Below are 24,858 nucleotides of genomic sequence, written 5' to 3' on the forward strand. Positions count from 1 at the left end.
GTGCTCATGGTTTCCTTTCGAGGTGGTTGGTCCGTACGCTGTCCAGCGCGGCCTGCAGCTCCATCAGGTCGTAGGGCTTGCGCAGGCAGGCGGCAGGGAATTCCAGGTGATCCAGCGCTTCCTTGCCATAACCGGTCGAGAAGATCACGCGGATCGACCGCCCGGGCTCACTGGCCAGCACGCGCCGCGCCAGTTCGATACCGGACATGCCCGGCAGGCTCACGTCGGTAAACAGGATATCGAAGTCCTGGGTGCGCATCAGCTCCCAGGCTGCCTCGCCGTCCGACACGCCGGAGACGGTGTGCCCCAGCATGCCGACCAGCTCGCACACCATCTGCTGCGAATCCAGGTTGTCCTCGACAACCAGCACGCGCAGCGATGCGTCGCGTTCGATGCCCGGCGGCGGCTCCAGCAGCTCGCTGGCACCGCCCTCGCCCGCCGCGAGCGCGCTGCGCCGGCGCGCCTGCGCGAGCGATTGCTGACGGCGGTTGTTCAGGACGTGGCGCAGCTTGCGCGCCAGCTCTTCGCGCCGGTAAGGTTTGCTGAGCAGCTCCAGGCCCGCATCCAGACGGCCGCCATGGACGATGGAATTCTGCGGATAGCCCGACGTGAACAGCACGGCCATCTCCGGATGCAGCTCCTGCGCGATGCGCGCCAGCTCGGGGCTGCGCAGCGGGCCGGGCATGACGACATCGGTAAACAGCAGGTCGATATGCTCGCCCGATTCGACGATGCGCAGCGCCTTCTCGCCGTTCTCCGCCTGCAGCACGCGGTAGCCCAGCGCCGTCAGCATGTCCAGCACCACGGTGCGCACGCCCTCGTCGTCTTCCACCACCAGGATGGTCTCGCTGCCGCCCGTTGCCGGCCCGCTGCGCGGCGCGGTATCCTCCACTTCCGCCAGCATCGTGCGCGGCAGGTAGATCTTGACACTGGTGCCTTGCCCCGGCTCGCTGTAGATCTTGATGTGGCCGCGGCTCTGCTTGACGAAACCATACGCCATCGACAGCCCGAGGCCGGTGCCTTCGCCTTCAGGCTTGGTCGTGAAGAACGGCTCGAACGCACGCTGCAGCACATCCGGCGCCATGCCGCAGCCCGTGTCGGTCACGGACAGCAGCACGTACTGGCCCGCGGGCACGTCCACCAGGTTGTTGACGTAATATTCGTCCAGCACCGCGTTGCCCAGCTCGATCGTCAGCCGGCCCGCGCCCTGCATGGCATCGCGCGCGTTGATCGCCAGGTTGAGGATGACGTTTTCGATCTGCCCCGGGTCCACGAGGGTGTTCCACAGCCCGCTGCCGACAACGACGACCAGCTCCACCGCCTCGCCCAGCGCGCGGCGCAGCAGTTCGTCCATGTCCGACACCAGCCGGCCCAGGTCCGCCACCACGGGCTGCAGCGGCTGGCGCCGCGCAAACGCCAGCAGTTGCGACGACAGCTTGGCGCCCCGTTCGACGGCGCCGATAGCCATGTCGAGCCGGCGCCGCGCCACCGCATCGGACGGCATGTGCTGCGCCAGCAGATGCAGGTTGCCCGAGATGATCTGCAGGACGTTGTTGAAGTCGTGCGCGACGCCGCCCGTCAGCTGGCCCACCGCTTCCATCTTCTGCGCCTGGCGCAGCGCCTCCTCGGCCTTGTCGCGCTCCGCGATCTCGCGCGTCACGCGCTGCTCCAGCGTATCGTTCAGGTCGCGCAGCGCCGCCTCGATGCGGCGCCGCTCCGTGATGTCGATCTTGACGGCGATCAGCGCGACGGGCTGGCCCGACTCGTCGTCCAGCCGGCTCATGCTGCTGGCGATCCAGACCCATTCGCCGTCCCGGCGCAGGTAGCGCTTCTCCAGCGTGAACGGCTCGCCCGTTGCCACCAGGTGCGCCACCAGCGCGCTGTTGCCGGCCTTGTCATCCGGATGGATCAGATCATCCATGTGCAGGCCCAGCATCTCGCCCTCGGTGCGGTTCAGCATGCGGCACAGGGCGCCGTTGACGCGCTGGAAGCGCCCGTCCAGGCTCAATTCCGACAGGCCGACCGACGCCTGGCCGAAGATCGCGGCGAGACGGTCCTGGCTGGTGCGCAGCTGCTGTTCGATCTGCTTGCGCCCCGTGATGTCGAAGGCCACGCCGACATAGCGCCGCTGCGCGTCCGTGGCGCCTTCCACGGCCTCGCCCTGGCGCGCGACCCAGCGCACCTCGCCCGTATCGGGCCGGCGGATGCGGTATTCCGTGTAGGCCAGCGGATTGTCGCTGTCGTGCAGCCGGCGCGAGCCCATCTGCGCGTGGTCCCGCTCATCGACCAGCGACACCAGCAACTCCTGCGTCACCTCGACATCGTCGGGCAGCCCCCAGACGCGCCGGTACTGCTTCGACACCACCAGCTTGCCCGTGGCCGGGAACCATTCAAAGCTGCCGATGCCACCGGCCTGCTGTGCCATGCGCAGGCGCTCTTCCGTGACGATGCTGTCGGTAACGTCGATGCCGTCCACGAACACGCCGGTGACGCTGCCGTCGGGCGCGCGCAGCGGCTGGTAGACAAAGTCGAGGTAGCGCGATTCCAGCACGCCATCGGGCTGCTTCATCAGCTTCACCTTCAGCTGCCGGCCCACATAGGGCTCGCCCGTGCGGTAGACGCGGTCGAGCAGATCGACAAAGCCCTGCGCGCGCACTTCCGGCAACGCCTCCTCGACCGGCTTGCCGATGACGTCGCGCCCGCCCACGAGCTGCAGGTAGGGTTTGTTCGCCAGTTCGAAGACGTGGCGCGGGCCGCGCAGCACGGCCATGAAACTGGGCGCCTGCTCGAACAGGTCGCGCAGCAGCGCCGTTTCCTCGCGCAGCCGGCGGTTCTGCCGGTCGAGGTCCGCGCGGTCGCGCTCGCGCCGGCGTTCCTCCCGCACCCGCTCCGTCACTTCCACCACGGTGCACAGCACGCCGCCTACGCCGCCGCAGGTGTCGTACACCGGGGTATAGAACAGGTCGAACCAGACCTGCTCCGGCGTGCCGTTGCGCAGCACCGTCATGTGCGTGTTCGTATGCTGGCGCGTCTCGCCGCGCATGCCCGCCTCCAGGATGGCGCGGTTCCAGTCCCACAGTTCCGGCCACGCATCGGGCACGGTGCCGCCCAGGGCGGCCGGATGGCGCGCGCCGGCGATTTCCGCATAGCCGTCGTTGTAGACCATGACGTGCCGCGGCCCCCACATCAAGACCATCGCGATGGGGGAATTCAGGACGATATCGACGGTGGTGCGCAGCGCCGGTGTCCAGTCGCCCGGCGCGCCCAGCGCCGTGGCGCTCCAGTCGAGCGCGCGTACCAGGTCGCCAGTCGCCCCGCCGCCGCGCGGCACGTAGGGGACCAGGCCACTGGCCGCGGCGGGTGTGCAGTTCATGCCATCTGCCTCTGCGCGGATCGCGTAGTGCCGGCATCGGCCGGGCGCGGCGCATGCGGGCGCGGCAGGGTCACCGTCAGCACGGTGGTGCCGCCGGCGGCATCGGAGGCCACGGCCAGGTGGCCGCCATGGGCGCGCACGAACGTGCTGGCCGTGTACAGGCCCAGTCCGAGGCCCTGCCCGGACTTGCGCGCGCCGTCGCGATGCTGGAACGGCTCGAAAATGTGGGCCAGGCGCTCGGCCGGGATCACGCCGCGGTTGCCGATGGCGATGCTGAGCCGGTCCGGCGCGCGACCATCGATCTGCACGGTCACCGGCCCATCGGCCTCGCCATGCTGCAGTGCGTTGCCCAGCAAATTGGACAGCGCCTGCGCAAAGATGCCGCCGTCCACGGGCGCCACCGGGTCGCCGCTGTGCGTCACCTGCACGCGCGACGCCCGCTCCGGCACGGTGAATTCATCGGCGATCGTGCGGCACAGCTGGCCGATATCCTGCGGCGCCGGTTTCAGCTGCATCTCGCCGGCGCGGATGCGGGCCAGGTCGAGCAGCTGGTCCACCATCGACGTCATGCGCCGCGCGCTGCTCTGGATGCGCTGAGCGGTGACGGCCACTTTCGGGTGGTCCGTCATCATCGGCAGCAGCATGGCGCCGTTCATGACAACCGACAGCGGCGTGCGAAGGTCGTGCCCCAGCACGGCCATGAACATCTCGTTCATGTGCAGGGCGCGGCGCAGGTCGTCGAGCTGCTGCGACAGCTGCTTTTTCTGCTGATACAGCTCGACAAAGACATTGACCTTGCTGGTCAGCGCCTTCGGATCGATGGGCTTGTACAGGAAATCGACGGCGCCCGCCTCGTAGCCGCGGAAGCTGTAGCTGGGTTCGCGCGAGGCGGCCGTCAGGAAGATCAGCGGAATGCTGCGGGTACGCTCGCTGCCCCGGATCAGTTCCGCCAGCTCGAAGCCGTCCATGTTGGGCATCTGCACGTCCACCAGCGCCAGCGCCACTTCGTGCACCAGCAGCAGTTCCAGCGCTTCCGCGCCGGAGGCCGCCTTCAGCAGGGCAATGCCGGGCCGCGCCAGCAGCGCCTCGATGGCGATAAGGTTCTGCGGGACGTCGTCGACGACGAGGATATTGATCAAGGCGCTCACAACGGTTCTTGGGCTCGTTCGTTTTTCGGTCTGTTGCTCTGGGAGAAACGCAAAAAGCCGTCAGCCTGCCGCATTGCGCGGCAAGGCCCACGGTTGTCGGCGACGGTTTTGCGATGAGACCGGATGTTACATCATTTATCAAAATGACAGCGCATTGTTGAATTGGCACGCTTTCCAGCCCGGGCATGCCGCGGGCGCAGGATCATGCATTAAGCCCTTTCATGCCTTCCGGCGAATACCGTTCGCCGGCAGCAAGGCCAGGCGGAAACGCGGCAGCGATCTCGGCGATGTCTTGCGGGCCCAACGTCACGTCCAGCGCACCCAGGTTCTCCAGCAGCCGCTCCTGGCGTCGGGTGCCGGGAATGGGAATGACGTGCTCTCCCTGTGTCAGCAACCATGCCAGAGCCAGTTGCGCCGGCGTGCAGCCCCGGGCGGCGGCCAGCGCGGTAACGGCCGCGGCGATGCGCGCGTTGGCCGCCGCGTTATCGCCGGTAAAGCGCGGATTGAACGACCGAAAGTCGCCCGGCGGCAGCGTGGACGTATCGACTTTCCCTGTCAGGAACCCGCGGCCGAGCGGGCTGTAGGCGCACAACACCGCCCCTACTTCGCGGCAGGCCTGCAGCACACCCTCCTCGGGATCGCGCGTCCACAGCGAATATTCGCTCTGCACGGCGGCGACCGGGTGGATCGCGGCAGCCCGCCGCAACGTCGCCGGCGTCACTTCGCACAGGCCGATGGCGCGCACCTTGCCGGCGCGGACCAGCCCGGCCAGCGCGCCGATCGTCTCCTCCAGCGGCGCCAGCGGGTCGAGCCGGTGCGCATAGTACAAGTCGATGGTCTCGACACCGAGGCGTCGCAGCGACGCCTCGCATGCCGCGCGGATGTAGGCCGGCGAGTTGTCGATGCGCCGCTCGTAGCTGCCCGGCTTGCGTACCAGGCCGAATTTGGTGGCGATGCGGACCTGGCCGCGCCGCCCCGCCAGGAAGCGGCCCAGCAGCGTTTCGTTGTGGCCGAAGCCATACGCGTCCGCCGTATCGAACAGCGTGACGCCCAGGTCGGCCGCGCGCGCCAGGGTGCGCAGCGACTCGGCGTCGTCGCTGGGACCATAGAATTCGGACATCCCCATGCAGCCCAGGCCCAGGGCCGACACGTCTTCACCTGCGAGTTTGCGAGTTTTCATCGATTGCCTCCTGTTGGAAAGCGCTCAGTGTGGCGCTGCACGTGCAATGATGGAATGTCCCGTTTCGTGATACCTTTTTAGTATGAGGATCGATACCCGTGCATTGGAACTGTTCGTCGCCGTCGCCACCTGCCTGAGCTTTCGCCAGGCGGCCGAGGGACTGCACATGACGCAGCCGCCGCTCAGCCGCGCCATCCGCCAGCTGGAGGAACGGCTGGGCCGGCGCCTGTTCGAACGCGATACGCAGCGTGTCGCACTGACGGCGGCCGGCAAGGCCCTGCTGCCGCGCGCGCAGAAAATCCTGGCGCTGCTCGATGGCGCCCTGGCAGCGGTGCGGGCGCTGGAGGGCGGCAGCGCGGCGCCGCTGCGGCTTGGACTGACGACATCCGTCGAAGCCGGGTCGTTCCGGCTATTGACGGCGGCGCTGCCGTCGGCAACGCTGCACGCGGACACGTCACCCAGGCTCGTGGCGGCACTGCGCGCGGGGCGGCTCGACGCCGCCGTTATCGCGCTGCCGACGCGCACGGGCGACCTGGCCGTCGAACCCCTGGGCGCGCAGCCGCTGCTGGTGGCGCTGCCGGCCACGCATGCGCTGGCGCGCCGGCGGCGGCTCGCACTGGCCGATCTGGCGGATACGCCGCTGTACTGGTTCGAGCGGGCGCGCCAGCCGGCGTTTTTCGATCACTGCCATGCCGTCTTCGCCCGCCACGGCTTCGCGCCCCGGCTGCTGCGCGAGCCGCAGGACCACCACGTGCTGCTGGCCGGGATCGCGGCCGGCCAGGGCAGCGCGCTGCTGCCCGCGTCGTTTGCCGCATTGCGCCTGTCCGGCGTGGTCTATCGGCCCCTGCGCGAAGGGGCGGAGCTGGCCGTGCATCTCGGTCTCGCGCTGGCGAGCAGGCCGCACCCGGCATCGGACGAACTGCGGCGCCTGGCCCGCGCCCACCTGGGCGAAGCCGGCGAAATGCAAGTAAAATCGCCGCTTTCCTCTTCAGCCTTGACACCGACATGACCTTCCACCTCAGCGACACCGCTTACGGCACCGACACGCCGGAAGCCAAACAGACGATGTACGCGGACCTGCGCTCCCAGCTCACGGGCCTGGTGCACGGCGAAACCGACTGGATCGCCAACACGGCGAACTTCAGCTCCCTCGTCTTCAACACGATGCCGGGCCTGAACTGGGCGGGCTTTTATTTCCTCAAGACGCAGGACGAACTGGTGCTGGGACCGTTCCAGGGCAAGCCGGCATGCATCCGCATCAAGCGCGGCCGCGGGGTGTGCGGCACGACGGTGGAAAAAGGCGAAGCGATCGTCGTGGCGGACGTGCACGCGTTTCCCGGCCATATCGCGTGCGACGTCAACTCGCGCTCGGAGCTGGTGGTGCCCGTGTTCTCGAAGGGCGAGATCATCGGCGTGTTCGACCTGGACAGCCCGCTGCCGAACCGCTTCGACGCGGTCGATGCGGAAGGGATCGGATCGCTGGTAAAAATTCTGGAACAGACGCTGGAATAAGCGTGAAGCACTCCGGGTTTTCTCAGCGTCGCCGACCGCGAAAAAACCGGTGACAGGCTCCGGAAGCCAAAACCTGAAGTGTTTGAACATGTCCGGGACAGGCACTTTGGGGGCTGCCCGAGTGGCCTATTCCCGATCCTGTCAGACCAGCAGCGCGGCGCTCATTGACTTGGCCTGGTCGGCCGCCTCGTTCAGCAGCGCGGCGACGGCGGGCTCGTTGAGGTAAAGCGTCAACGCCGGCGTGCGGGTCAGCGCCAGGTCTTCCGTGTAGGGCAGCGGCGACGGCACCGGCGAGAGCTGGCGTGCCAGCAGGAGCGTGTCGCGCAGGCCCTGCGGCGGAATGCCGATGGCGCCGCCGCGCAGCGCCACGATGGCGATTGCCACCGGCTCCGGCACCTGCAGCTTCTTCATGATTTCGCGCGCGATGATTTCCTGCGCCGCCCCCATCCACTCGTCCGGATCGTCCAGCAGTCCGGGTATCGTATCGGCTCTTCCCAGCAGGTAGAAACCGGCCACCTCGTGCATGATGCCGGCGAACAGCGCCGTATCGGCATCGATCTTCGTGATGCGCTGGGCGATCACATACGCCAGCGCGGCCACGTGCGCCGTGTAGCGCCACAGCTGCTCGGCCTTGGCGCGCAGCGCCGGGTCGGCAATGCGGGCGCCGAACTGGCGCACCACCATGGCAGAGGCCAGCGAATAGAGATTGCGGTAACCGAGCCGCATGACGGCTACGCGCACGCTCGTGGCCAGTGCCGCACCGTTGGATCGGAATACGGCCGAATTGGCCAGCGCCACCGCGCGAGCGGCCAGCACAGGCTCGGCCAGCAGCTTGCGGATGACGTCCTCGTCGTGACACGCGGGATCGGCCAGGCATAACTGGAGCGACAAGGCACCGTTGACACTGGTCGGGAACACCAGTTCGCCGCGTTGTGCCTCCATGACAATGGCGGCAAAGTCCTTCAGTTTTTCCTTTTCCATGACAGCACTATAACCGCGAACGGCTCCGTTGAAATAGGGTGACGGTAAAAGAACCACTAAAAGTTGCTCATAGGCACAAGTCTATACGATGCGCGCGGCTGGCGCTTTATGCAAGCAATAATGCTGCGGACTTATCGGTTGTTTGCCCCTTTGCAACCACTGCGTGGCTGTCGCAATCTACACTTTCGAAACGCCAGCCAGTGGCCAGCGGTCGCGACTCGTTGCCGATTAACCACGCTGGTGCTGCAATGGATGCGGCGGAAAATAGGACCGAAGTTGAGCGCCGGCACCGGCGTAAATGGCTGGCGGACCAGCATCCATGCACGTTGCAAGGATGGCCCCACACGCACGGCGGTACAGGCGCCGGAAACGGCACGACGGCACCGAAGCGCAGCGGCCGATTTATCGTCATATGGTAGATGATTGTCGACGAGAAACAGTATACATTATTGCTTTTTGTTATTTCTTTCTTGATATTACCGCCGCGATGACGACGAACGTGCCGCAACGAACACTGTTGAACCGCCTGTACTTCTCCCGGTGCGCTGCGTCCCGGGACACAGGTCCTTCATGCTGACCGGCGCCGTGCTGGCGGTTGCCGCGCTTGCCTTACGGCTCGCCGGTGCCCAGCACGGCGAGTGGGCCGGCACCATGATCGCCGCACAGATTGTCCTGACGTTCGTTTTCCTACTGCTGGTGCTGCTGCGTTACGGCTTGTCCTACCCCGGCACCAACGTCATCGCGCACGGCAATGGCTACAACCACTGGACAATCCACATGGGCCCGGCCGTGTCGCTGCTGCCGTGGTACTACGCTCGCCAGCACTCGGCCTTCCTGCGCCAGGACGTCTACAAGATGCTGCACCAGATAGACCGCCACGGCATGACTGGCACGGTCCGGCTGGAAAGCCCGCTGCTGGCGGACCCCGTACTGCGCCGCCTCGCGGCCGCCAAGCTGCGTAATATCTTCCCCCACTGGACAGTCCACCAGCAGTTGCGCGACCGGCCCTTATCCGGCGTCACCGCCTGGCAGCTCACCCGGCTGCGCGAGGCGCTGCGCCGCCGCAAGGGCTCGCGCCCGTTCGAGCCTTTTCGCGGTGGGGCGGCGGTGGGGTTGATTACGCTGGCAGTGCGGCCCCGGCCTGCCGCCGTCGGGATGGATGAGTCGCGCAGGTTTGCGTGACACGCGGCGTCAAGACCTGGGCGCCAGAGTCTCTGCTGGCACTTGACCAGACCTGCTTGCTCTATATATGAGCTGCATGGAGACCCCATGATTGGCTCTTGGGACGGCAATCGTACTGTACTGAAGCTTCTACAATATTATTTTCGATGCAACGGCACCCGCCGCCATACCTTGACGCGGCAATTCAACCCGAACCCAGCGGGCAATGACGAGCGCGGCGAACAGCATCAGTGCGCCTGCGGTGATAAAGACACCGCTGACGCCGCCGAAGCCGAATACTATCCCGCCCAATGCGGCACCGACAGCTATCGACGATTGCACCGCTGCGACCACCATGCCGCCAGCGGCCTCGGCTTGGTCGGGAACGGCACGGGCTACCCAGTTGGACCACGCTACCGGTACGCCGCCAAAGGCAAAGCCCCATATAGCCACCAGAAGCATCAACCCTGTTCCGTGGACGGGTAGCCAGATCATGCCGAGCGCCGCTACACCGACCAGCGCAGGCATCAGCACCAACGTAGCGCGCAGGCTACGCTCTATCAGCCAGCCGGCCATCAGCGTACCAATGAAGTTGGCAACACCGAAACCCAGGAGCATCAGGGACAGGCCGTCAATGTCGGTGTTGGCTACGATTTCAAGCGCAGGGCGGATATAGGTGAACAATGCATATTGGCCCGTATGGGCAAGTACGCAGCCCATCATCCCTGGCCCAATGCCTGGCCGACGCAGCAATTCGAGAACCGTCGCCGTGCGAATCATCTTGCGCGGTGCCATTCGGGGCAGCGTAAACCATTGGAAGACAAGCGTCAGCCCACCCACAGCGGCTGCGGCGATAAATGCACTGCGCCAGCCATAAAGCCCCCCCAGGTAGCTCCCCAGCGGCACCGAAACCACCGTCCCGACAGCGATGCCGCTGAATATGATGGACAGCGCTCGCGGCACCAGCTTCAGGGGCACAAGTCGCATGGCGACGGCGGCCGCCATGCTCCAGAAGCCGCCGAGCGCAATGCCGAGCAGAATGCGCATGATCAGCAGCACCGTCAGGCTGGACGACATCGCCACCAGCGTGTTCGAGGCGATCATCAGCACGGTAAAACCCACCAGGACGACACGCCGGTCGAACCGACGTGTCAGACCTGGCACCAACAGCCCGGCGAACAATGCCACTATGGCCGTAACGGTCACTGCCTGACCAGCCAGTGCCTCCGATCCGCCAAGATCGGAGGCCATCGGCGTCAACAGACTGGCTGGCAGATACTCCGCCGTCAGCAATCCGAACACTCCCATGGCCAGTGAAAATACCGCCATCCAGGCAGGCGCCGAAGGCTCTGCCACGGACAAGCTGTGGACGTTATCTTTTTGTATGGCGTCTGAAACATCATTATTCATCTCGAACATCCTGGAAAATGGCTAAAGACAAAATGTTAGGCTTCAGGTTCAGGATGATCTATGATGGCAACTCCTGAAGTTTTGATCGAAAACCCGAAAATGACCGAGCAGGAGCAATTTTCCCTGTCATCCGATCTCATCAGTGAACTGCTGACCGGCATGCGCTTGCGGGGTGTCCAGTACCGTCGCGTTCAGACTGGCCCCACCTTTGGCCTGGACTTCGACAACAAGCCAGGGCACGCCTGCTTCCACTTCCAGGCCGTGGGCACCGCCTTCCTGCGCACCAGCGATGGAACGGTGCGGGAGCTGAGAGCGGGGAGCGCGGCGTTCCTGCCGCAGGGAAAGGGACACCAGCTGCTGTCAGATCTGGGTCATTCGGTTCAGGATGTCGAGAAATTCACCACTACGCCGCTTGGCGAGGCCGTCACCGGGATCGACACATGCCCGAGCACACACGCTGCTCCCGCCGCAGTGTTCTTCTACGGTTGCATGGAATTCGATCTGGGCGGAATGCAGGAACTGGGCAAATTGATGCCGATAGTCATGGTCGCCGATACCCAGGAGCAGCGTTACCCCGGATTGCTACCCATTCTTGACTCAATGAAACGGGAAATCTGCGCAGGCCGTCTGGGCTTTGCCGGCATTCTGGCTCGCCTTGCCGAGGTGGCGGCGGCAATGATTGTGCGTGGGTGGATCGAATGCGGTTGTGAAAACGCCTCTGGCCTCGTTGCCGCGTTGCGTGATCCGCGCCTGGCACGTGCAATCATGGCATTGCACCGCCAGCCTGGCCGTGAATGGACAGTTGCGGAGTTGGCTGCGCAATCTCATGTCTCCCGTTCCGTCTTCGCACAACGCTTTCAATCGACTATCGGTGTCCCACCGCTGCGCTATGCCACAGAACTGCGGATGCGCCTTGCGAGTCGGTGGCTGGCGCATGAAAAGCTGTCCATCGACGCCGTTGCCGAGCGTCTCGGCTACACATCCCAGGCTGCGTTCAGTCGTGCCTTCAAGCGCGTCATAGGTCACCCCCGGGTGTCAGTCGGCAGATGGCCTTATAAAACCCTCGCTCCGCGAGCCGCCTTTGCTCGCATTGACTGAAGGCGCGGATTGACTGGCGGCGCCGTGGTGGCCGCCGATCCAACCCGGCCACACATCCCAACCCCACCCCCGAAACAGGTAAAATGCAGCCCTGACAACGCGCAGCCCCTTGCCGCGCCAGCCTTACCGAATCCGAGAAATGAACGCCCCTTCCGAAATCAACGCCGCCGCCGTCAAGAACAGCCCTGCCGAAAAAGTCACGCCAATGATGCAGCAATATCTGCGCATCAAGGCCGAACACCCGACGATGCTGGTGTTCTACCGCATGGGTGACTTTTACGAGCTGTTCTTCGACGATGCCGAAAAGGCCGCGCGCGTGCTGGGGATCACGTTGACGGCGCGCGGGTCGCAGAACGGTGTGCCGATCAAGATGGCGGGCGTGCCGTTCCACTCGCTCGATGGCTATCTGGCCAAGCTGGTCAAGCTGGGCGAGTCGTGCGCCATCTGCGAGCAGATCGGCGATCCGGCCACCAGCAAGGGGCCGGTGGAACGCAAGGTCGTGCGCATCGTCACGCCGGGCACGCTGACCGATTCGGACCTGCTGCCGGAAAAATCGGAACGGCCGCTGCTGGCGATGTTCCTGATGGGCGGGCGCAAGCAGACGACGGCCGGCCTGGCGTGGCTGTCGCTTGCATCGGGCAACCTGCGCCTGATGGAGTTTGCCGGCGAGGCGCGCGCCGTCACCGCGCGGCTGCAGCAGGAACTGGAACGCATCGTGCCGGCCGAGATCCTGCGCGCCGACAGCGGCAACCTGTTCGAAGAAATCACGCAGTGCCACGTCAACAATGTGCCGGAATGGCACTTCGACGTCGTGCATGGCCACAAGGCGCTGCTGGACCAGCTGGGCGTGGCCACCTTGACCGGCTTCGGTGCCGACGGCATGGGCGCCGCGTTCGGCGCCGCCGGCGCGCTGCTGCGCTATGCCCAGTCGACGCAGGGCCGCGGCCTGCAGCACGTGAAAAGCCTGACGTGCGAAACGGAGAACGAATTCATCGGCCTCGATGCCGCCACGCGGCGCAACCTGGAACTGACGGAGACCATCCGCGGCCAGGAGTCCCCTACCCTGTTCTCGCTGCTCGATGGCTGCCGCACGGCGATGGGTTCGCGCCTGCTGCGCCACTGGCTTCATCACGCGCGGCGCGACCAGTCGGTGGCGCGCGCGCGCCACGATGCCATCGCGGCACTGATGCAGGACGATGCCACCGGGTCGCTGTCGTTCCACCTGCAGCACGTGCCGGACATCGAACGCATCACCACGCGCGTGGCGCTGCTGACGGCGCGCCCGCGCGACCTGGCGGCCCTGCGCGACGGCCTGCAGCAGCTGCCCAAGCTGCGCAAGTCGCTGGAACGGGTGCTGGCGCTGGACTCGGCCGACAGCCTGCTGCGCCGCATCCATGATGCGCTGGCGACGCCGGAACACTGCGTCGACCTGCTGGTGCGCGCCGTCATGCCGGAGCCGGCGACGATGGTGCGCGACGGCGGCGTCATCGCGCGCGGCTTCGATGCGGAGCTGGACGAGCTGCGCGGCCTGTCCGAGAATGCCGGCCAGTATCTGGTGGAGCTGGAAGCGCGCGAACGTGCGCGCACCGGCATCGCCAACCTGCGCGTGGAGTACAACCGCGTGCATGGCTTCTATATCGAAGTCACCAACGGCCAGGCCGACAAGGTGCCGGACGACTACCGCCGGCGCCAGACGCTGAAGAACTGCGAACGCTACATCACGCCGGAGCTGAAGGCGTTCGAGGACAAGGCGCTGTCGGCGCAGGACAAGGCGCTGGCCCGCGAGAAAATCCTGTATGACCAGCTGCTGGCCGATCTCGCGCCGTTCATCGTCACCTTGCAGTCGATCGCCCAGGGCATCGCCCAGCTGGACACGCTGACGGCACTGACCGAACACGCGCTGCGCAACAACTGGTGCGCGCCACGGCTGGTATCGCAGGCCTGCATCGACATCGCCGAGGGCCGCCACCCGGTCGTGGAAAACCAGATCGAGCGCTTCATCGCCAACGACTGCAAGTTCGGCGACGAGCGGCGCCTGCTGCTGATCACCGGCCCGAACATGGGCGGTAAATCCACGTTCATGCGCCAGGTGGCGCTGATCACGCTGCTGGCCTACATCGGCAGCTACGTGCCGGCCGCCAGCGCGACGCTCGGTCCCATCGACCGCATCTTCACCCGCATCGGCGCGACCGACGACCTGGCAGGCGGGCGCTCCACGTTCATGGTGGAGATGACGGAAGCGGCGACGATCCTGAACGGCGCCACCGAGCACTCGCTGGTGCTGATGGACGAAATCGGGCGCGGTACGTCCACCTTCGACGGCCTGGCGCTGGCCTGGGCCATCGCGCGCCACCTGATCGACACCAGCCGCAGCTTCACCCTGTTCGCCACCCACTACTTCGAGCTGACGCAGCTGCCGGAAAGCCACCCGACGGCGGCCAACGTGCACCTGTCGGCCGTCGAACACAAGGACAGCATCGTGTTCCTGCACGCGGTGCAGAGCGGACCCGCGTCGCAAAGCTACGGGCTGCAGGTGGCGCAGCTGGCCGGCGTGCCGCAGCCCGTCATCAAGGCCGCACGCAAGCACCTGGCACGGCTGGAATCGCAGGCGTTGGCACCGACGCCGCAGCTGGACCTGTTTGCCGCGCCGGTGCCGGACTGCGACGAGGAAGCGGCCGAAGGCGCGGAAGCAGCGGATGCACCGGCCGCCAGCCCCGCCCTGCAGGCGCTGATGGCGGCGCTGGAGGAACTGGACCCGGACGCGCTGTCGCCCCGCGAAGCGCTGGACCGGCTGTATCAGCTCAAGCGTCTGGCCGCCGCACCCGCATGAAGCGCGCCGCCGCGTCCCTGCTGGCGGCATTGACGCTGCTGTGCGCCGCCCCCACCCGCGCGGCGGACGACGAGGCATTCGAGTTTGCCGTGATCGGCCACACCTTCCCCGGCGAATCGGGCGACGACGACCTGCGCCGCACCATCGCCCGGGCCGACAAGGCAAAGCCGGCGTTCGTCATCGCGGCCGGCATCAAGTCGGCGGGCGAACCATGCAGCGACAAGCTGTACCTGCAACGCAAGGCGCTGCTGAACAAGTCGGACCGGCCGCTGATGCTGGTGCTGGCGGGCGCGGACTGGACCGACTGCCGCAACTCGGCCGGCCGCACGAACGCGCTGGAACGGCTGAACCGCATCCGGGAACTGTATTTCGACGGCCGCGATTCGCTGGGCGAGCGCAAGCTGGAACTGAACCGGCAGTCGACGATCACGAAGTTCCGCAGCTATGCCGAGAACGCGTACTGGGAACAGGGCGGCGTCCTGTTCGCCACGATCAACCTGCCCGCCAATAACAATCACTTTCTCAGCGAGGCAGGCCGCAACAGCGAATACGAGGACCGGTTTGTCGCCAACCGGGCCTGGCTGCAACGCCTGTTCAGCATGGCCAGGCGGCGCAAGCTGTCGGGCATCGTGCTGTTTTCCGACGGCGACCTGAAGGCCCACGTCGAACAGGGCTTTTCGCTGCTGGCCGGGTTCTCGTCGAAGCAGGACGGCTTCGGCGACACGCGCAAGCTGGTGCGCACGCTGGCGGAAAAGTACATGGGCAAGGTGCTGCTGGTCGATACGGCGCGACCGCAGGCGGTCGTGGCGGGCGAGGCGCCGGCCGGCACGCTCACGTGGCGCGGCAACCTGGGCCATGTGACGCTGACGGGCGAATGGAACGTCGTGCGGGTCGAACCGGGCGCTGCGACGCCGTTCACGCTTCTGGCGGAAGGCAAGGACGATGCGCGCCGCGAGCACGGCGGCAAACGGCCGGCAGCCGAGAAGCCCGAGAAGGCGGGCAAGCCGGGATAGTTGCACCCAAGCCGGGGGACGAACAAAACGGGCAGCCTGGGCTGCCCGTTTTTATCATGCTCAGTGAATCGGCTGGCTGCGGAAGTGGTCGCCCGCGCCGCCTTCGTCCTCATCGTCGTCGCCATGGTGGTGGCCATGGGCGCCGTGCACGTGCTCGTGCGCGATTTCCTCGTCCGTGGCGGCGCGTACTTCGGCAACCTTCAGTTCGAAACGCAGCGCCATGCCGGCCAGCGGATGGTTACCGTCCAGCACGACCTTGTCTTCGGCGATATCGGTCACGGTGAAGATCATCGCTTCCTCGTCGCTGTCGCCATCCGGCATGCCTTCGAACTGCATGCCCACTTCCAGCGGCTCCGGCAGGCGCGAGCGCGGCTCGACCTTCACCAGGTTCGGGTCGTAGTCGCCGAAGGCATCTTCCGGCTCGATCTGGATGGTGTTCTCGTAGCCGACTTCCTTGCCTTCCAGCTCTTCCTCGATCTTCGGCAGCGTGTTCTCGTAGCCGCCATGCAGGTACACCATCGGTTGACGGCCATCCTCGATCAGATTGTTCTGGGCATCGGACAGTTTGTACTGCACGGTCACGACGGTATTCTTGGCGATCTTCATCTTTGCATCCTTTCAGGTCTGGTTGCGCGATTATACCCGCACCTTCGCCCGCACCTTGTTTGCAGCCCCGCCATGACGCGCGGCGGCGGCGGCGAATAAACTATAATCCGGGCATGAAAAAACCCGCACCCCTCCGCCTTCTGGGCGACATCACGCCGGCGCAGTTCATGCGCGACTACTGGCACAAGAAGCCGCTGCTGATCCGCCAGGCCATCCCCGGCTTCAAACCGCTGCTGCCGTTCGAAGAGCTGGCCGAGCTGGCCACCAGGGATTACGTCGAGTCGCGCCTCGTCTCCCTGACCGACGGCCAGTGGGACATGCAGCACGGCCCGCTGGACGAACTGCCGCCGCGCACGCAGCCGGGCTGGACGATGCTGGTGCAGGGCGTCAACCTGCAGAACGACGCGGCCGATGCGCTGCTGCGCCAGTTCCGCTTCGTGCCCGATGCGCGGCTGGACGATCTGATGATCAGCTTCGCCACCGACGGCGCCGGCGTCGGCCCTCACTTCGATTCGTACGACGTGTTCCTGCTGCAGGCCGAAGGCCAGCGGCGCTGGAAGATCAGCGCGCAGAAGAACCTGGACCTGGTCGAGGGGCTGCCCCTGAAGATCCTCAGCAAGTTCAAGGCGGACGAGGAATTCGTGCTGGAACCGGGCGACATGCTGTACCTGCCGCCGCAGTATGCCCATGACGGTGTGGCGATCGGCGATTGCCAGACGTACTCGATCGGGTTCCGTTCGCCGTCGTACCAGGAACTGGGCGAAGCATTCCTGCAGTTCATGGCCGACTCGATCGACCTGCCGGGACGCTATGCGGACCCCGACCTGGCACCGTCGGACAAGCCGGCCGAGATTCCCAAGCACATGCTGGGCACGATCGCGGACGAGCTGAACAAGATGCAGTTCACGGAAGACGACTTCACGATCTTCCTTGGCGAATACCTGTCCGAGCCGAAGCATAATGTGTTCTTCACGGGCCCGAGAAACCGCTGCCGGCCGGCCGGTTCGCGCAAAGCGCGGCGAAAAAGGGCGTGACGTTGTCGCGCAAGACGCAGATGCTCTACCGTGGCAAGAACGTCTTCATCAACGGCGAGTCGTTTGCCGTCAACCGCGCCGACAAGGTCACCCTGGAGACGCTGGCAAACGAGCGCAAGCTGGACGGCGCTGCGGTTGCGGCCGCCTCCGAGGACGTCATGGAAGCGCTGTTTGCCTGGTACACGGACGGCTGGCTTGAACTGAACTGATCGCATCAATCAATCGATAGGGGGCACGATGGAACGACAGTCGTTCGATACCAGGGCCGGCTTCCAGGCCGCCCTCGACGCCGTCTTCGGCCGCGCCCGCCTGACGCTGAAAATGTTCGACCCGGACTTCGCCAGCTGGGACCTGGGCAGTGTACGCAACGATGCGCTGCTGCGCGCCTTCCTGCGTGGCGGCGGCCGCCTGCAACTCGTGGCACACAGCAATGTACGGCTGGAGCGGGACGCGCCCCGCTTCCTGCGGCTGCTGCAGGACTATGGTCATCTGATCGAGTGCCGGGTGACCAACCGCTCGCTGCGACACCTGACCGATTCGTTCTGCGTGGCCGACGAGCGCGACGTCGTCCGGCGCTTCCACTGCGATTTTTTCCGCGGCGAGGTGAATTTGGATGAACCTTCGTCAACCCAAAGTGTTCTGGAGCGTTTAGAGGGTATCTGGGCCGAAACGGCGCCGGGTTTGCACGCCGTCGTCACTGGTTTATGAGTGGAAAAACGGCTGCGGACTACGCCGCCCGGGCTCGTTCGACAACCCGGTGTGCGTTGTCTGGTTACCAGTATGTTGGCGTTCATCGCGGTGGGAAACGTAAAGTTGGTTTAAACTGCGGTACTGTTGCGAATTTGATATTGCTTTGCTGCAAAATAGTTATGAATTCGTCCTGTGCTGCTATTGCGACCCGCCAAGAATCGCTATAATATTCGGTCAGGAGTTTCCGTTGTCAGGGGCACCATATGGTCCGAACGACCACGAAACGCCCTACTGAGCGATAATTACCGGTAATTATTCATCGCAACACTGTTATTTTGTGAATTAATTAAGGAAAACAAATGAAAAAATCCCTGCTGATCGCCTCCCTGCTGGCTGTTGCTCTGGCTGCTTGCTCGAAAAAAGAAGAAGCGCCTGCTGCTCCAGTAGCAACCCCAGAAGCAACCGCTCCTGCTGCTGACGCTGCTGCTACGCCAGCTGCTCCAGCTGCTGACGCAACCGCAACCCCAGCTGCTCCAGCTGCTGACGCTGCTGCTTCGGCTGCTGCTGATTCGGCTGCTGCCGCTTCCCAAGCTGCTTCGGCCGCTTCGGACGCTGCTTCGGCTGCCGCTGCTGCTGCCAAGTAATTGGCCGCATAAGCCATCTCCGGATGGCTTGACGAAAAAACCGCCTTCGGGCGGTTTTTTTATGGGCGTAAAGCCCTGGATCGGCGCCCGATGACGTGCCGCCCGCCCGGCATTAAACTTTCGGCATTTACTGCCGTAAAGTAGGCATGACCGCCATACCGACACTTACCGGCCTGCGCCCTCGGACGCCCTACACGCCGACCCGGCGCGAGGCGACCGCAATTGGCAGCACTGCCGCGCCGTCGGCGATCGTCCATCTCAGTGCCGAAGGGAGCGCCGCAGCCAGCCAGGCGGCCGGCCAAGCAGGCACTGCGCAGAAATCACCGTCCGTCCGTTTCCGCGATGTCGGTGCCGCCATGCTGGAAGGCTTGAAAGGCGGCGCGAAAGTCGGTGGCAACGTACAGCCGGTGCCGAAAGACGCCACCCACGGGTTCACGCTCAGCGTCGCTACCGCGCGCGGCACCAAGGTGGATCTGTCGCTGGCCGCCCGGGGTGACGACCTTGTCACGCACATCTCGGCAGACGCCGAGCTTGGCGGCGATGAACGAGCAGCGCTGGCCGCGCTGGCGGGCGGTTTCCAGGACATGATCGACGGCATGACGCTGGACACGCCCAAGATCCGCCTGGGTGCGCTGGCCCAACTCGACACGACCGTGCTGCAGTCCATCGACCTCCACGCCGCAGTGACACTGCCCACGACGCCACCGGCCACGCAAACGCTCGGCTTTCACATCGACGCGCGGCAGCGCAGCATGCAGGCCGATGGACCAGCCGGCAAGGTCGACGTCACTGTCAAGACAAGCGTGCCGGAAAGCCTGGGCACGTCGAGGCAGCAGGCCCGCGCAATCGACGGCTATCTGAAACAGTTCGACCAGGCCGCCGCGCGGGGCCATGCCGATGCCGGGCTGGTAACGATGTTCAAGGATGCGTTCGCCGATCTGAGCCGTACGGCGAGCCGGGACGGGCCGCGCCAGCCAGGCGGCACTGCCTCGGAACAGGGGGCTCTGCCGGGTTTGCGCCCGCTGGCACGCGAGGATAAATCGGTGCTGACCGGCCTGGCCGATTTCAGCGCGCGTATCAGCCAGACGCCGCGGTACAACAACCCCGTGCATCGCGACGAGGTCGACAGCTTCGAGTACGAAGTTTCGCAACAGACGCGCACGGACGGCAAACTGTATGCGGACCGTTCACTGGGCCAGGTCCAGCAGTCGCGCCTGAAGGCGCAGTTCCACGCGCCGCTGCGCGAAGGCATGCCGCTGGCGTTCGACTTCTCGGCCCAGACCCAGAACTACCAGTACCACCAGGTCGACGATATGGCACGCAGCAGCGTCGACCTGGCCTACCGCAACGGTCGACTGCGCAGCGCCAGCATGGAGCAGACCGCCAGCCAGTCCGAGCGCATTCGCGAGTACGTGCTGGGCCGGGTGGTGTCCGATGAGACACGGCCGGCCGAACAGCGCCTTGTTCGCGATCTGCTGGCCGCGCTGTCGCCCTACCAGTCCGATCGGGACGGCGGCACGCACGACGCCAGCAGCGCAGCCAGCGAGGCGCGCCGTCTGGCGTCGCTGGACGCACTCGGCGAGAACTTCCTGCTGCTGGGCAACGCCACCGACCTCTCCATGCGGGCTGGACGGTTCCAGCCGGTCCCGTAAAAGACGGTGAACCGCCCTCGCGTGCGCGGGGCGCTCCAGTTCGCCGAACATCGCCACGGCGCAATCCTCCGGCGAAGTGAGGCTGGTGCCGTCGGCGTCAATCGGCAGGGTGTCTGTGCCGATGCGGAACCGACCCGTCCGCCGCCCGGTTCCAGGTGTGCGACCGGACAGAGCATCCAGTCCAGCTCACGCGTCTCGCGCCGCAACGCCAGCGCCCGACGGGCGCCCTCGACCGTCTCTTTCCACTGCGCCGGCAATTCGAGCATATCGATCAGCCCCACACCGGGCGCCAGTTCCAGGCAGCCCGCACCGCCAACGACCAGCAGGCGCGGCACGCCTGCTGCGGTGGCGCCCGCCGTATGTTGGGGGACCGTCGCTCCGGATCGGCAACCGACCGTGCCTGCCCGAGAGGCGGTCCTGCCAGGAGCATAAAAAAACCGGCCGAAGCCGGTTTTTCTTACTTCAGCTGCTCCTGCAGCAAGGTCAGAATCTTCTCGGCCGTGGCCGACGTATCGGCGACGCCCTTGTTGTCCTGCACCATGACCTGGCTGGTGTTGGTGTCCGGCGAGGCCTTGACGACGATGCGGTAGCGTTGCGCTTCCTTGTCCGCTTCCGACGAGCCCCAGCTGAACAGGCGCTTGATGAAGCCCTTCTTCTCGACCTGGTCCGCGACGTAACGCACAAAGTAGATGCCCTGCACGCGGTCGCGGTCTTCCACGGTAAAGCCGGCACGGTCCAGCGCCAGGCCGACGCGGCGCCACGAGCGGTCGAAGCCTTCGTCCGTCTCGACGTGGCGGGCGGCGCCCTCGCCTTTCAGGAATGCGTGCAGCGGCTGCACGATGGCGTTGTCGACGGCCGTCTTGGCTGCCGCCTCGTCCGTGCCGCCCAGGCGCGTCATCAGACGGGCCAGGAACAGCGCTTCCAGGTTCGGGTCGCTTGGACGGGTCGTCCATTGGGCGATTTCCTTCTGCGGGCCCGTCAGCACTTCCTCCGCGCCACGATGGCTGATGAAGATCTCCGTCGTGCCGTCGGCATTACGCTCGATACGGGTGCGATACTTGTCGCGCTCGCCGCTGGAGTACGCCGAATCGAATACCTTGCCGATGGTCCTGCGGATGAAGTCCTGCGGAATCTTGGCGCGGTTTTCGTTCCACTCCGTTTCCATGACGCCGGCGGTGGCGTTATCGAGCGACAGCGTGAAGCCGTTGTCTTCCCAGAAGGACTTCAGCTGTGGCCACAGCGTGTCGGCCGGCTGCTTGACGACCAGCCAGCGCTGGTTGCCGGCACGTACGACGCGGACGGCGTCGTTGCCCGTGCTGGCCACTTCGTTGCCGGCCGGCGCGGCGGCGCCTGCCGCAGGGGCGGCGCCGGTCGTGCCGGCGCGCTGGGCAGCGTATCCGGACGCGGTTGCGATGCCGCTGTTGTTGGTGTCGGGCAGCGCGTAGCGATTGTCTTTCTGCAGCTGCGTCAGGTCAGGCGGTACATCCAGCGTGGCGGCTTTCTTGGCCGATTTGTAGTCCACGGTGCTTTTGCCGACGACCGATTCAACCATGCCGCAACCGGTCAGGCTGAGCATGAGGGCGCCGAGCACGAGCCCGCGTTGCGGGGTGAGAAGAGCTTTCTGTGTCATGTGGTTACTGAGTAGAAGCTGAAAACCAGCTGGAATCTTCCTGACAATCACGGGCCCTGCGGCCCGCGGTCCGGGCTTTACTGCAATACGCCCGCGTCGCGCAGGGCAGCGCGCACGGTGGCGTGGAATTCGTCGGCAAGCGGCACGAGCGGCAGGCGGATGCCGGCCGGCATGCGTCCCATTTCCGCCAGCGCCCACTTTACTGGCACAGGATTCGGTTCCACGAACAGCTTCTGGTGCAGCGGGAAAAGGCGGTTGTTGATCTCGATGGCCTTGCCGATTTCGCCCGTCATGGCGGCGGCGCACATGTCGGCCATGGCGCGCGGCGCCACGTTGGCCGTCACGGAGATATTGCCCTTGCCGCCGGCCAGCATCAGCGCCATCGCGGTGGGATCGTCGCCCGAGAAAACGGCGAAGTCGCTTGGCGCCAGGCGCAGCAGGTCGAGGCCGCGGCCGATATTGCCGGTTGCATCCTTGACGCCGATGATGTTCCTGATCCCGGCCAAGCGCAGGATCGTCTCGTTCGACATGTCGGCCACGGTACGGCCGGGCACGTTGTACAGGATGACGGGCAGATCCACCGCTTCGGCAATCGCCTTGAAGTGGCGGTACATGCCTTCCTGCGTCGGGCGGTTGTAGTAAGGCACCACCTGCAGCGTGGCATCGGCACCGGCTTCCTTGGCGTAGCGGGTCAGGTTGATCGCTTCGGCCGTCGAATTGCCGCCGCTGCCGGCAATCACGGGAATGCGGCCAGCCACACGGTCCACGCACGCCTTGATCAACGCACAGTGCTCTTCCACGGTCACGGTGGCCGACTCGCCCGTCGTGCCGACGATGACGATGCCGTCCGTGCCTTCGGCGATGTGCCAGTCGATCAGCGCATCCAGAGCTTGATAGTCGAGACTGCCATCAGCCGTCATCGGAGTGACGATTGCTACAATGCTGCCCTTAATCATAGGAAAACCAATTGCAAAAAGATTTAAAACGTCGATTGTAGACGATAGGCTGTGCGTGTGGTGGTTTTCGGGCCGGAATCAACGCTCCAGCGCCCCGCTACCCCAGCAGCGCAGCCTCCCTGGGAAACTCCGCCTTGACAGCGCAGAAGCGCTGCACCATCGCTTGTTTCGGGTGGTTAACGATCCCATCTTCAAAAGCGATGACACGCAAGCCATGCTGGCGCGCGATGTCCAGCAATTCGCCCGGCTTCAGCAGGAAGTCGGGGTTGCCGGGCTTGCCGAACGCGGCATTGCCGTCCGCGAACGTTTCGTAGACCAGCACGCCGTTCGGCAGCAGGCTGTCGACAATGCCGGCAAACAGCGGGCGGTGCAGATAATTCGTCACGACAATGCCGGCGAAGCGCTGTGGCGGGAACGGCCAGGCTGCGCCCTCTTCCTCCAGGTCGATCTGACTGGTGACGATGCCGGGCGCCGTCGTGGCCGCGATGGCCGCCGGATCGCGGTCCACGGCGATCACGGCATGGCCCAGCGCCGCCAGGTGGCGCGAGTGGCGACCGTTGCCGCAGGCCAGGTCCAGCACCTCGCCGCCGGGAATCAGGGGAGCAAATCGTCGGACCCACGGGGAAACGGAGTCGATTGCTGCGTGGTTGGTTTCGTTCATGTGCGCTTTGCTCACGTGTTGTTGACTTGTTACTCGGTTCATTCATTGGCTCAGGCATGCGCCAGACCCATTGCCTCGCGCACGTCGCGCATGGTTTCCTGCGCCAGCTTGCGCGCCGTTTCATTACCGTCCGCCACGATGGCGCGCACCAGCGACGGATCGTCCAGGTAAGGCTGGGCCCGCTCATGCATGGGCTCCTGCTCGGCCAGCACGGCATCGATGACGGGCTGCTTGCATTCCAGGCAGCCGATGCCCGCCGAGCGGCAGCCCTTTTGTGCCCACTCGCGCGTGTCCGCATCCGAATACACCTCGTGCAGTTGCCAGACGGGGCAACGCGTGGGCTCGCCGGGATCGGTGCGCCGCACCCGCGCGGGGTCCGTCGGCATCGTGCGGATCTTCTGCGTGACGCTCTTGCTGTCCTCGCGCAAGCCGATGGCGTTGGCATGGCTTTTACTCATCTTGCGCCCGTCCAGGCCGGGCAGACGGGCCGCCGCCGTCAGCTGCGCCTGCGGCTCGACGAGGATCAGCTTGCGGCTGCCTTCCAGGTAGCCGAACAGCCGTTCGCGGTCAATCATCGACAGGCTGCCCGCCTCGTCCAGCATGGCCTTGGCCTGCGCCAGGGCGTCGTCGTCGCCGTCCTGCTGGTACAGCGTGCGCAGTTCCGCATACAGGCGGGCGCGTTTGCTGCCCAGCTTTTTCACGGCATCCTGCGCCTTCTGTTCGAACCCCGGCTCCTTGCCGTACAGGTGATTGAAGCGGCGCGCGATCTCCCGCATCATTTCCACATGCGGCACCTGGTCTTCGCCCACCGGCACGGTGCTGGCCCGGTAGATCAGCACGTCCGCCGCCTGCAGCAGCGGATAGCCGAGGAAGCCATAGGTCGACAGGTCGCGCCCGGCCGGGTTCTCGATGGCGTCCTTGTACGTCGGCACCCGGTCCAGCCAGCCCAGCGGCGTCGCCATCGACAGCAGCAGGTGCAGCTCCGCATGTTCCGGCACCCGCGACTGGATGAACATCGTCGCCTGCGTGGGATCCACGCCTGCCGCCAGCCAGTCGACCAGCATGTCCCATGTCGCCTTCTCGATGACGGACGGGTCGTCGTAATGCGTCGTCAGCGCGTGCCAGTCCGCCACGAAAAACAGGCAAGGCTGCTCGGCCTGCAGCCGGATCCAGTTCTTCAACGCGCCGTGGTAGTGGCCCAGGTGCATGCTCCCCGTGGGACGCATGCCGGAGACGACGCGATCGGGATACATGGGGGCCGGTGCCGCGTCAGTTCAGC

At 65.5% G+C, this 24,858-nt stretch carries 19 protein-coding genes and 1 pseudogene; 10 read left to right on the plus strand and 10 right to left on the minus strand.

The features are described from left to right. Nucleotides 1-4: 4 nt before the first annotated feature. The 3 genes from E1742_RS09065 to E1742_RS09075 all read right to left on the minus strand — a co-directional run bounded on the left by E1742_RS09065 (nucleotide 5) and on the right by E1742_RS09075 (nucleotide 5,701). Nucleotides 5-3,373: a hybrid sensor histidine kinase/response regulator gene (locus E1742_RS09065; protein ID WP_134384574.1), complete on the minus strand. Its 3,369-nt coding sequence runs from the start codon at nucleotides 3,371-3,373 to the stop codon at nucleotides 5-7. Beyond that, nucleotides 3,370-4,521, minus strand: coding sequence for a hybrid sensor histidine kinase/response regulator (locus tag E1742_RS09070; RefSeq protein ID WP_134384575.1), 1,152 nt, complete (start codon nucleotides 4,519-4,521; stop codon nucleotides 3,370-3,372). Before E1742_RS09070 ends, E1742_RS09065 begins: the two co-directional genes overlap by 4 nt. A 202-nt stretch (nucleotides 4,522-4,723) precedes the next feature. Next, complete coding sequence (locus tag E1742_RS09075) at nucleotides 4,724-5,701, minus strand: aldo/keto reductase (protein ID WP_134384576.1); 978 nt, start codon at nucleotides 5,699-5,701, stop codon at nucleotides 4,724-4,726. Between the two features lie 82 nt (nucleotides 5,702-5,783). On the opposite strand from E1742_RS09075, the gene E1742_RS09080 reads away from it, so the two are divergent. Both E1742_RS09080 and msrC read left to right on the plus strand, forming a co-directional pair. Beyond that, on the plus strand, nucleotides 5,784-6,710 hold the full coding sequence (locus E1742_RS09080) for a LysR family transcriptional regulator (RefSeq protein WP_134384577.1): 927 nt from the start codon (nucleotides 5,784-5,786) through the stop codon (nucleotides 6,708-6,710). Further along, nucleotides 6,707-7,213: a free L-methionine (R)-S-oxide reductase MsrC gene (gene msrC / locus E1742_RS09085; protein ID WP_134384578.1), complete on the plus strand. Its 507-nt coding sequence runs from the start codon at nucleotides 6,707-6,709 to the stop codon at nucleotides 7,211-7,213. The genes E1742_RS09080 and msrC overlap by 4 nt, the downstream gene beginning before the upstream one ends. Before the next feature lie 141 nt (nucleotides 7,214-7,354). Here msrC and E1742_RS09090 read toward each other — a convergent pair whose 3' ends face one another. After that, nucleotides 7,355-8,194, minus strand: a complete 840-nt coding sequence (locus tag E1742_RS09090) for an HDOD domain-containing protein (protein ID WP_134384579.1) — start codon at nucleotides 8,192-8,194, stop codon at nucleotides 7,355-7,357. Between the two features lie 570 nt (nucleotides 8,195-8,764). Between E1742_RS09090 and E1742_RS09095 the strand changes: the two genes are divergently transcribed. Continuing rightward, nucleotides 8,765-9,376: a hypothetical protein gene (locus E1742_RS09095; RefSeq protein ID WP_134384580.1), complete on the plus strand. Its 612-nt coding sequence runs from the start codon at nucleotides 8,765-8,767 to the stop codon at nucleotides 9,374-9,376. A 129-nt stretch (nucleotides 9,377-9,505) separates the two neighbouring features. Here the strand turns inward: E1742_RS09095 and E1742_RS09100 are convergent, their stop codons facing one another. Beyond that, nucleotides 9,506-10,765 (minus strand): MFS transporter, encoded by a 1,260-nt coding sequence (locus E1742_RS09100; RefSeq protein WP_134384581.1) that lies wholly within the window; start codon nucleotides 10,763-10,765, stop codon nucleotides 9,506-9,508. A gap of 60 nt (nucleotides 10,766-10,825) precedes the next feature. Between E1742_RS09100 and E1742_RS09105 the strand changes: the two genes are divergently transcribed. The 3 genes from E1742_RS09105 to E1742_RS09115 all read left to right on the plus strand — a co-directional run bounded on the left by E1742_RS09105 (nucleotide 10,826) and on the right by E1742_RS09115 (nucleotide 15,706). After that, nucleotides 10,826-11,863: an AraC family transcriptional regulator gene (locus tag E1742_RS09105; RefSeq protein WP_134384582.1), complete on the plus strand. Its 1,038-nt coding sequence runs from the start codon at nucleotides 10,826-10,828 to the stop codon at nucleotides 11,861-11,863. 139 nt (nucleotides 11,864-12,002) lie between these two features. Then, complete coding sequence (gene mutS, locus E1742_RS09110) at nucleotides 12,003-14,693, plus strand: DNA mismatch repair protein MutS (RefSeq protein ID WP_229466657.1); 2,691 nt, start codon at nucleotides 12,003-12,005, stop codon at nucleotides 14,691-14,693. Next, the gene (locus E1742_RS09115) at nucleotides 14,690-15,706 is read left to right on the plus strand and encodes a hypothetical protein (RefSeq protein WP_134384583.1); all 1,017 of its coding nucleotides are present in this window, start codon (nucleotides 14,690-14,692) and stop codon (nucleotides 15,704-15,706) included. The genes mutS and E1742_RS09115 overlap by 4 nt, the downstream gene beginning before the upstream one ends. Before the next feature lie 60 nt (nucleotides 15,707-15,766). Here E1742_RS09115 and E1742_RS09120 read toward each other — a convergent pair whose 3' ends face one another. Further along, the gene (locus E1742_RS09120) at nucleotides 15,767-16,312 is read right to left on the minus strand and encodes an FKBP-type peptidyl-prolyl cis-trans isomerase (RefSeq protein WP_134384584.1); all 546 of its coding nucleotides are present in this window, start codon (nucleotides 16,310-16,312) and stop codon (nucleotides 15,767-15,769) included. 113 nt (nucleotides 16,313-16,425) lie between these two features. Between E1742_RS09120 and E1742_RS09125 the strand changes: the two are divergent. From E1742_RS09125 to E1742_RS09140, 4 genes and pseudogenes are all read left to right on the plus strand, one after another. Further along, a pseudogene (locus E1742_RS09125) lies at nucleotides 16,426-17,555 on the plus strand (ribosomal protein uL16 3-hydroxylase). A 28-nt stretch (nucleotides 17,556-17,583) separates the two neighbouring features. After that, complete coding sequence (locus E1742_RS09130) at nucleotides 17,584-18,054, plus strand: DUF7931 domain-containing protein (protein WP_134384585.1); 471 nt, start codon at nucleotides 17,584-17,586, stop codon at nucleotides 18,052-18,054. A 341-nt stretch (nucleotides 18,055-18,395) separates the two neighbouring features. Further along, nucleotides 18,396-18,680 (plus strand): hypothetical protein, encoded by a 285-nt coding sequence (locus tag E1742_RS27220; RefSeq protein ID WP_134384586.1) that lies wholly within the window; start codon nucleotides 18,396-18,398, stop codon nucleotides 18,678-18,680. A 146-nt stretch (nucleotides 18,681-18,826) separates the two neighbouring features. Then, nucleotides 18,827-20,332: a hypothetical protein gene (locus E1742_RS09140; protein ID WP_134384587.1), complete on the plus strand. Its 1,506-nt coding sequence runs from the start codon at nucleotides 18,827-18,829 to the stop codon at nucleotides 20,330-20,332. Between the two features lie 457 nt (nucleotides 20,333-20,789). Here the strand turns inward: E1742_RS09140 and bamC are convergent, their stop codons facing one another. From bamC to E1742_RS09160, 4 genes are all read right to left on the minus strand, one after another. Beyond that, a complete protein-coding gene (gene bamC / locus E1742_RS09145) occupies nucleotides 20,790-21,908 on the minus strand; it encodes an NlpB/DapX family lipoprotein (protein WP_134384588.1) in 1,119 nt (372 codons plus the stop codon). A gap of 131 nt (nucleotides 21,909-22,039) precedes the next feature. Continuing rightward, on the minus strand, nucleotides 22,040-22,918 hold the full coding sequence (dapA, locus tag E1742_RS09150; RefSeq protein WP_134384589.1) for a 4-hydroxy-tetrahydrodipicolinate synthase: 879 nt from the start codon (nucleotides 22,916-22,918) through the stop codon (nucleotides 22,040-22,042). A gap of 97 nt (nucleotides 22,919-23,015) precedes the next feature. Further along, nucleotides 23,016-23,579 (minus strand): class I SAM-dependent methyltransferase, encoded by a 564-nt coding sequence (locus E1742_RS09155; RefSeq protein ID WP_134384590.1) that lies wholly within the window; start codon nucleotides 23,577-23,579, stop codon nucleotides 23,016-23,018. A 50-nt stretch (nucleotides 23,580-23,629) separates the two neighbouring features. Further along, entirely contained in the window at nucleotides 23,630-24,832 is a 1,203-nt protein-coding gene (locus E1742_RS09160; RefSeq protein ID WP_134384591.1) for a tryptophan--tRNA ligase, read from the minus strand. Nucleotides 24,833-24,858 lie beyond the last annotated feature (26 nt).

The organism is Pseudoduganella plicata (genome assembly GCF_004421005.1).
Classification (GTDB): Bacteria; Pseudomonadota; Gammaproteobacteria; order Burkholderiales; family Burkholderiaceae_D; genus Rugamonas; species Rugamonas plicata.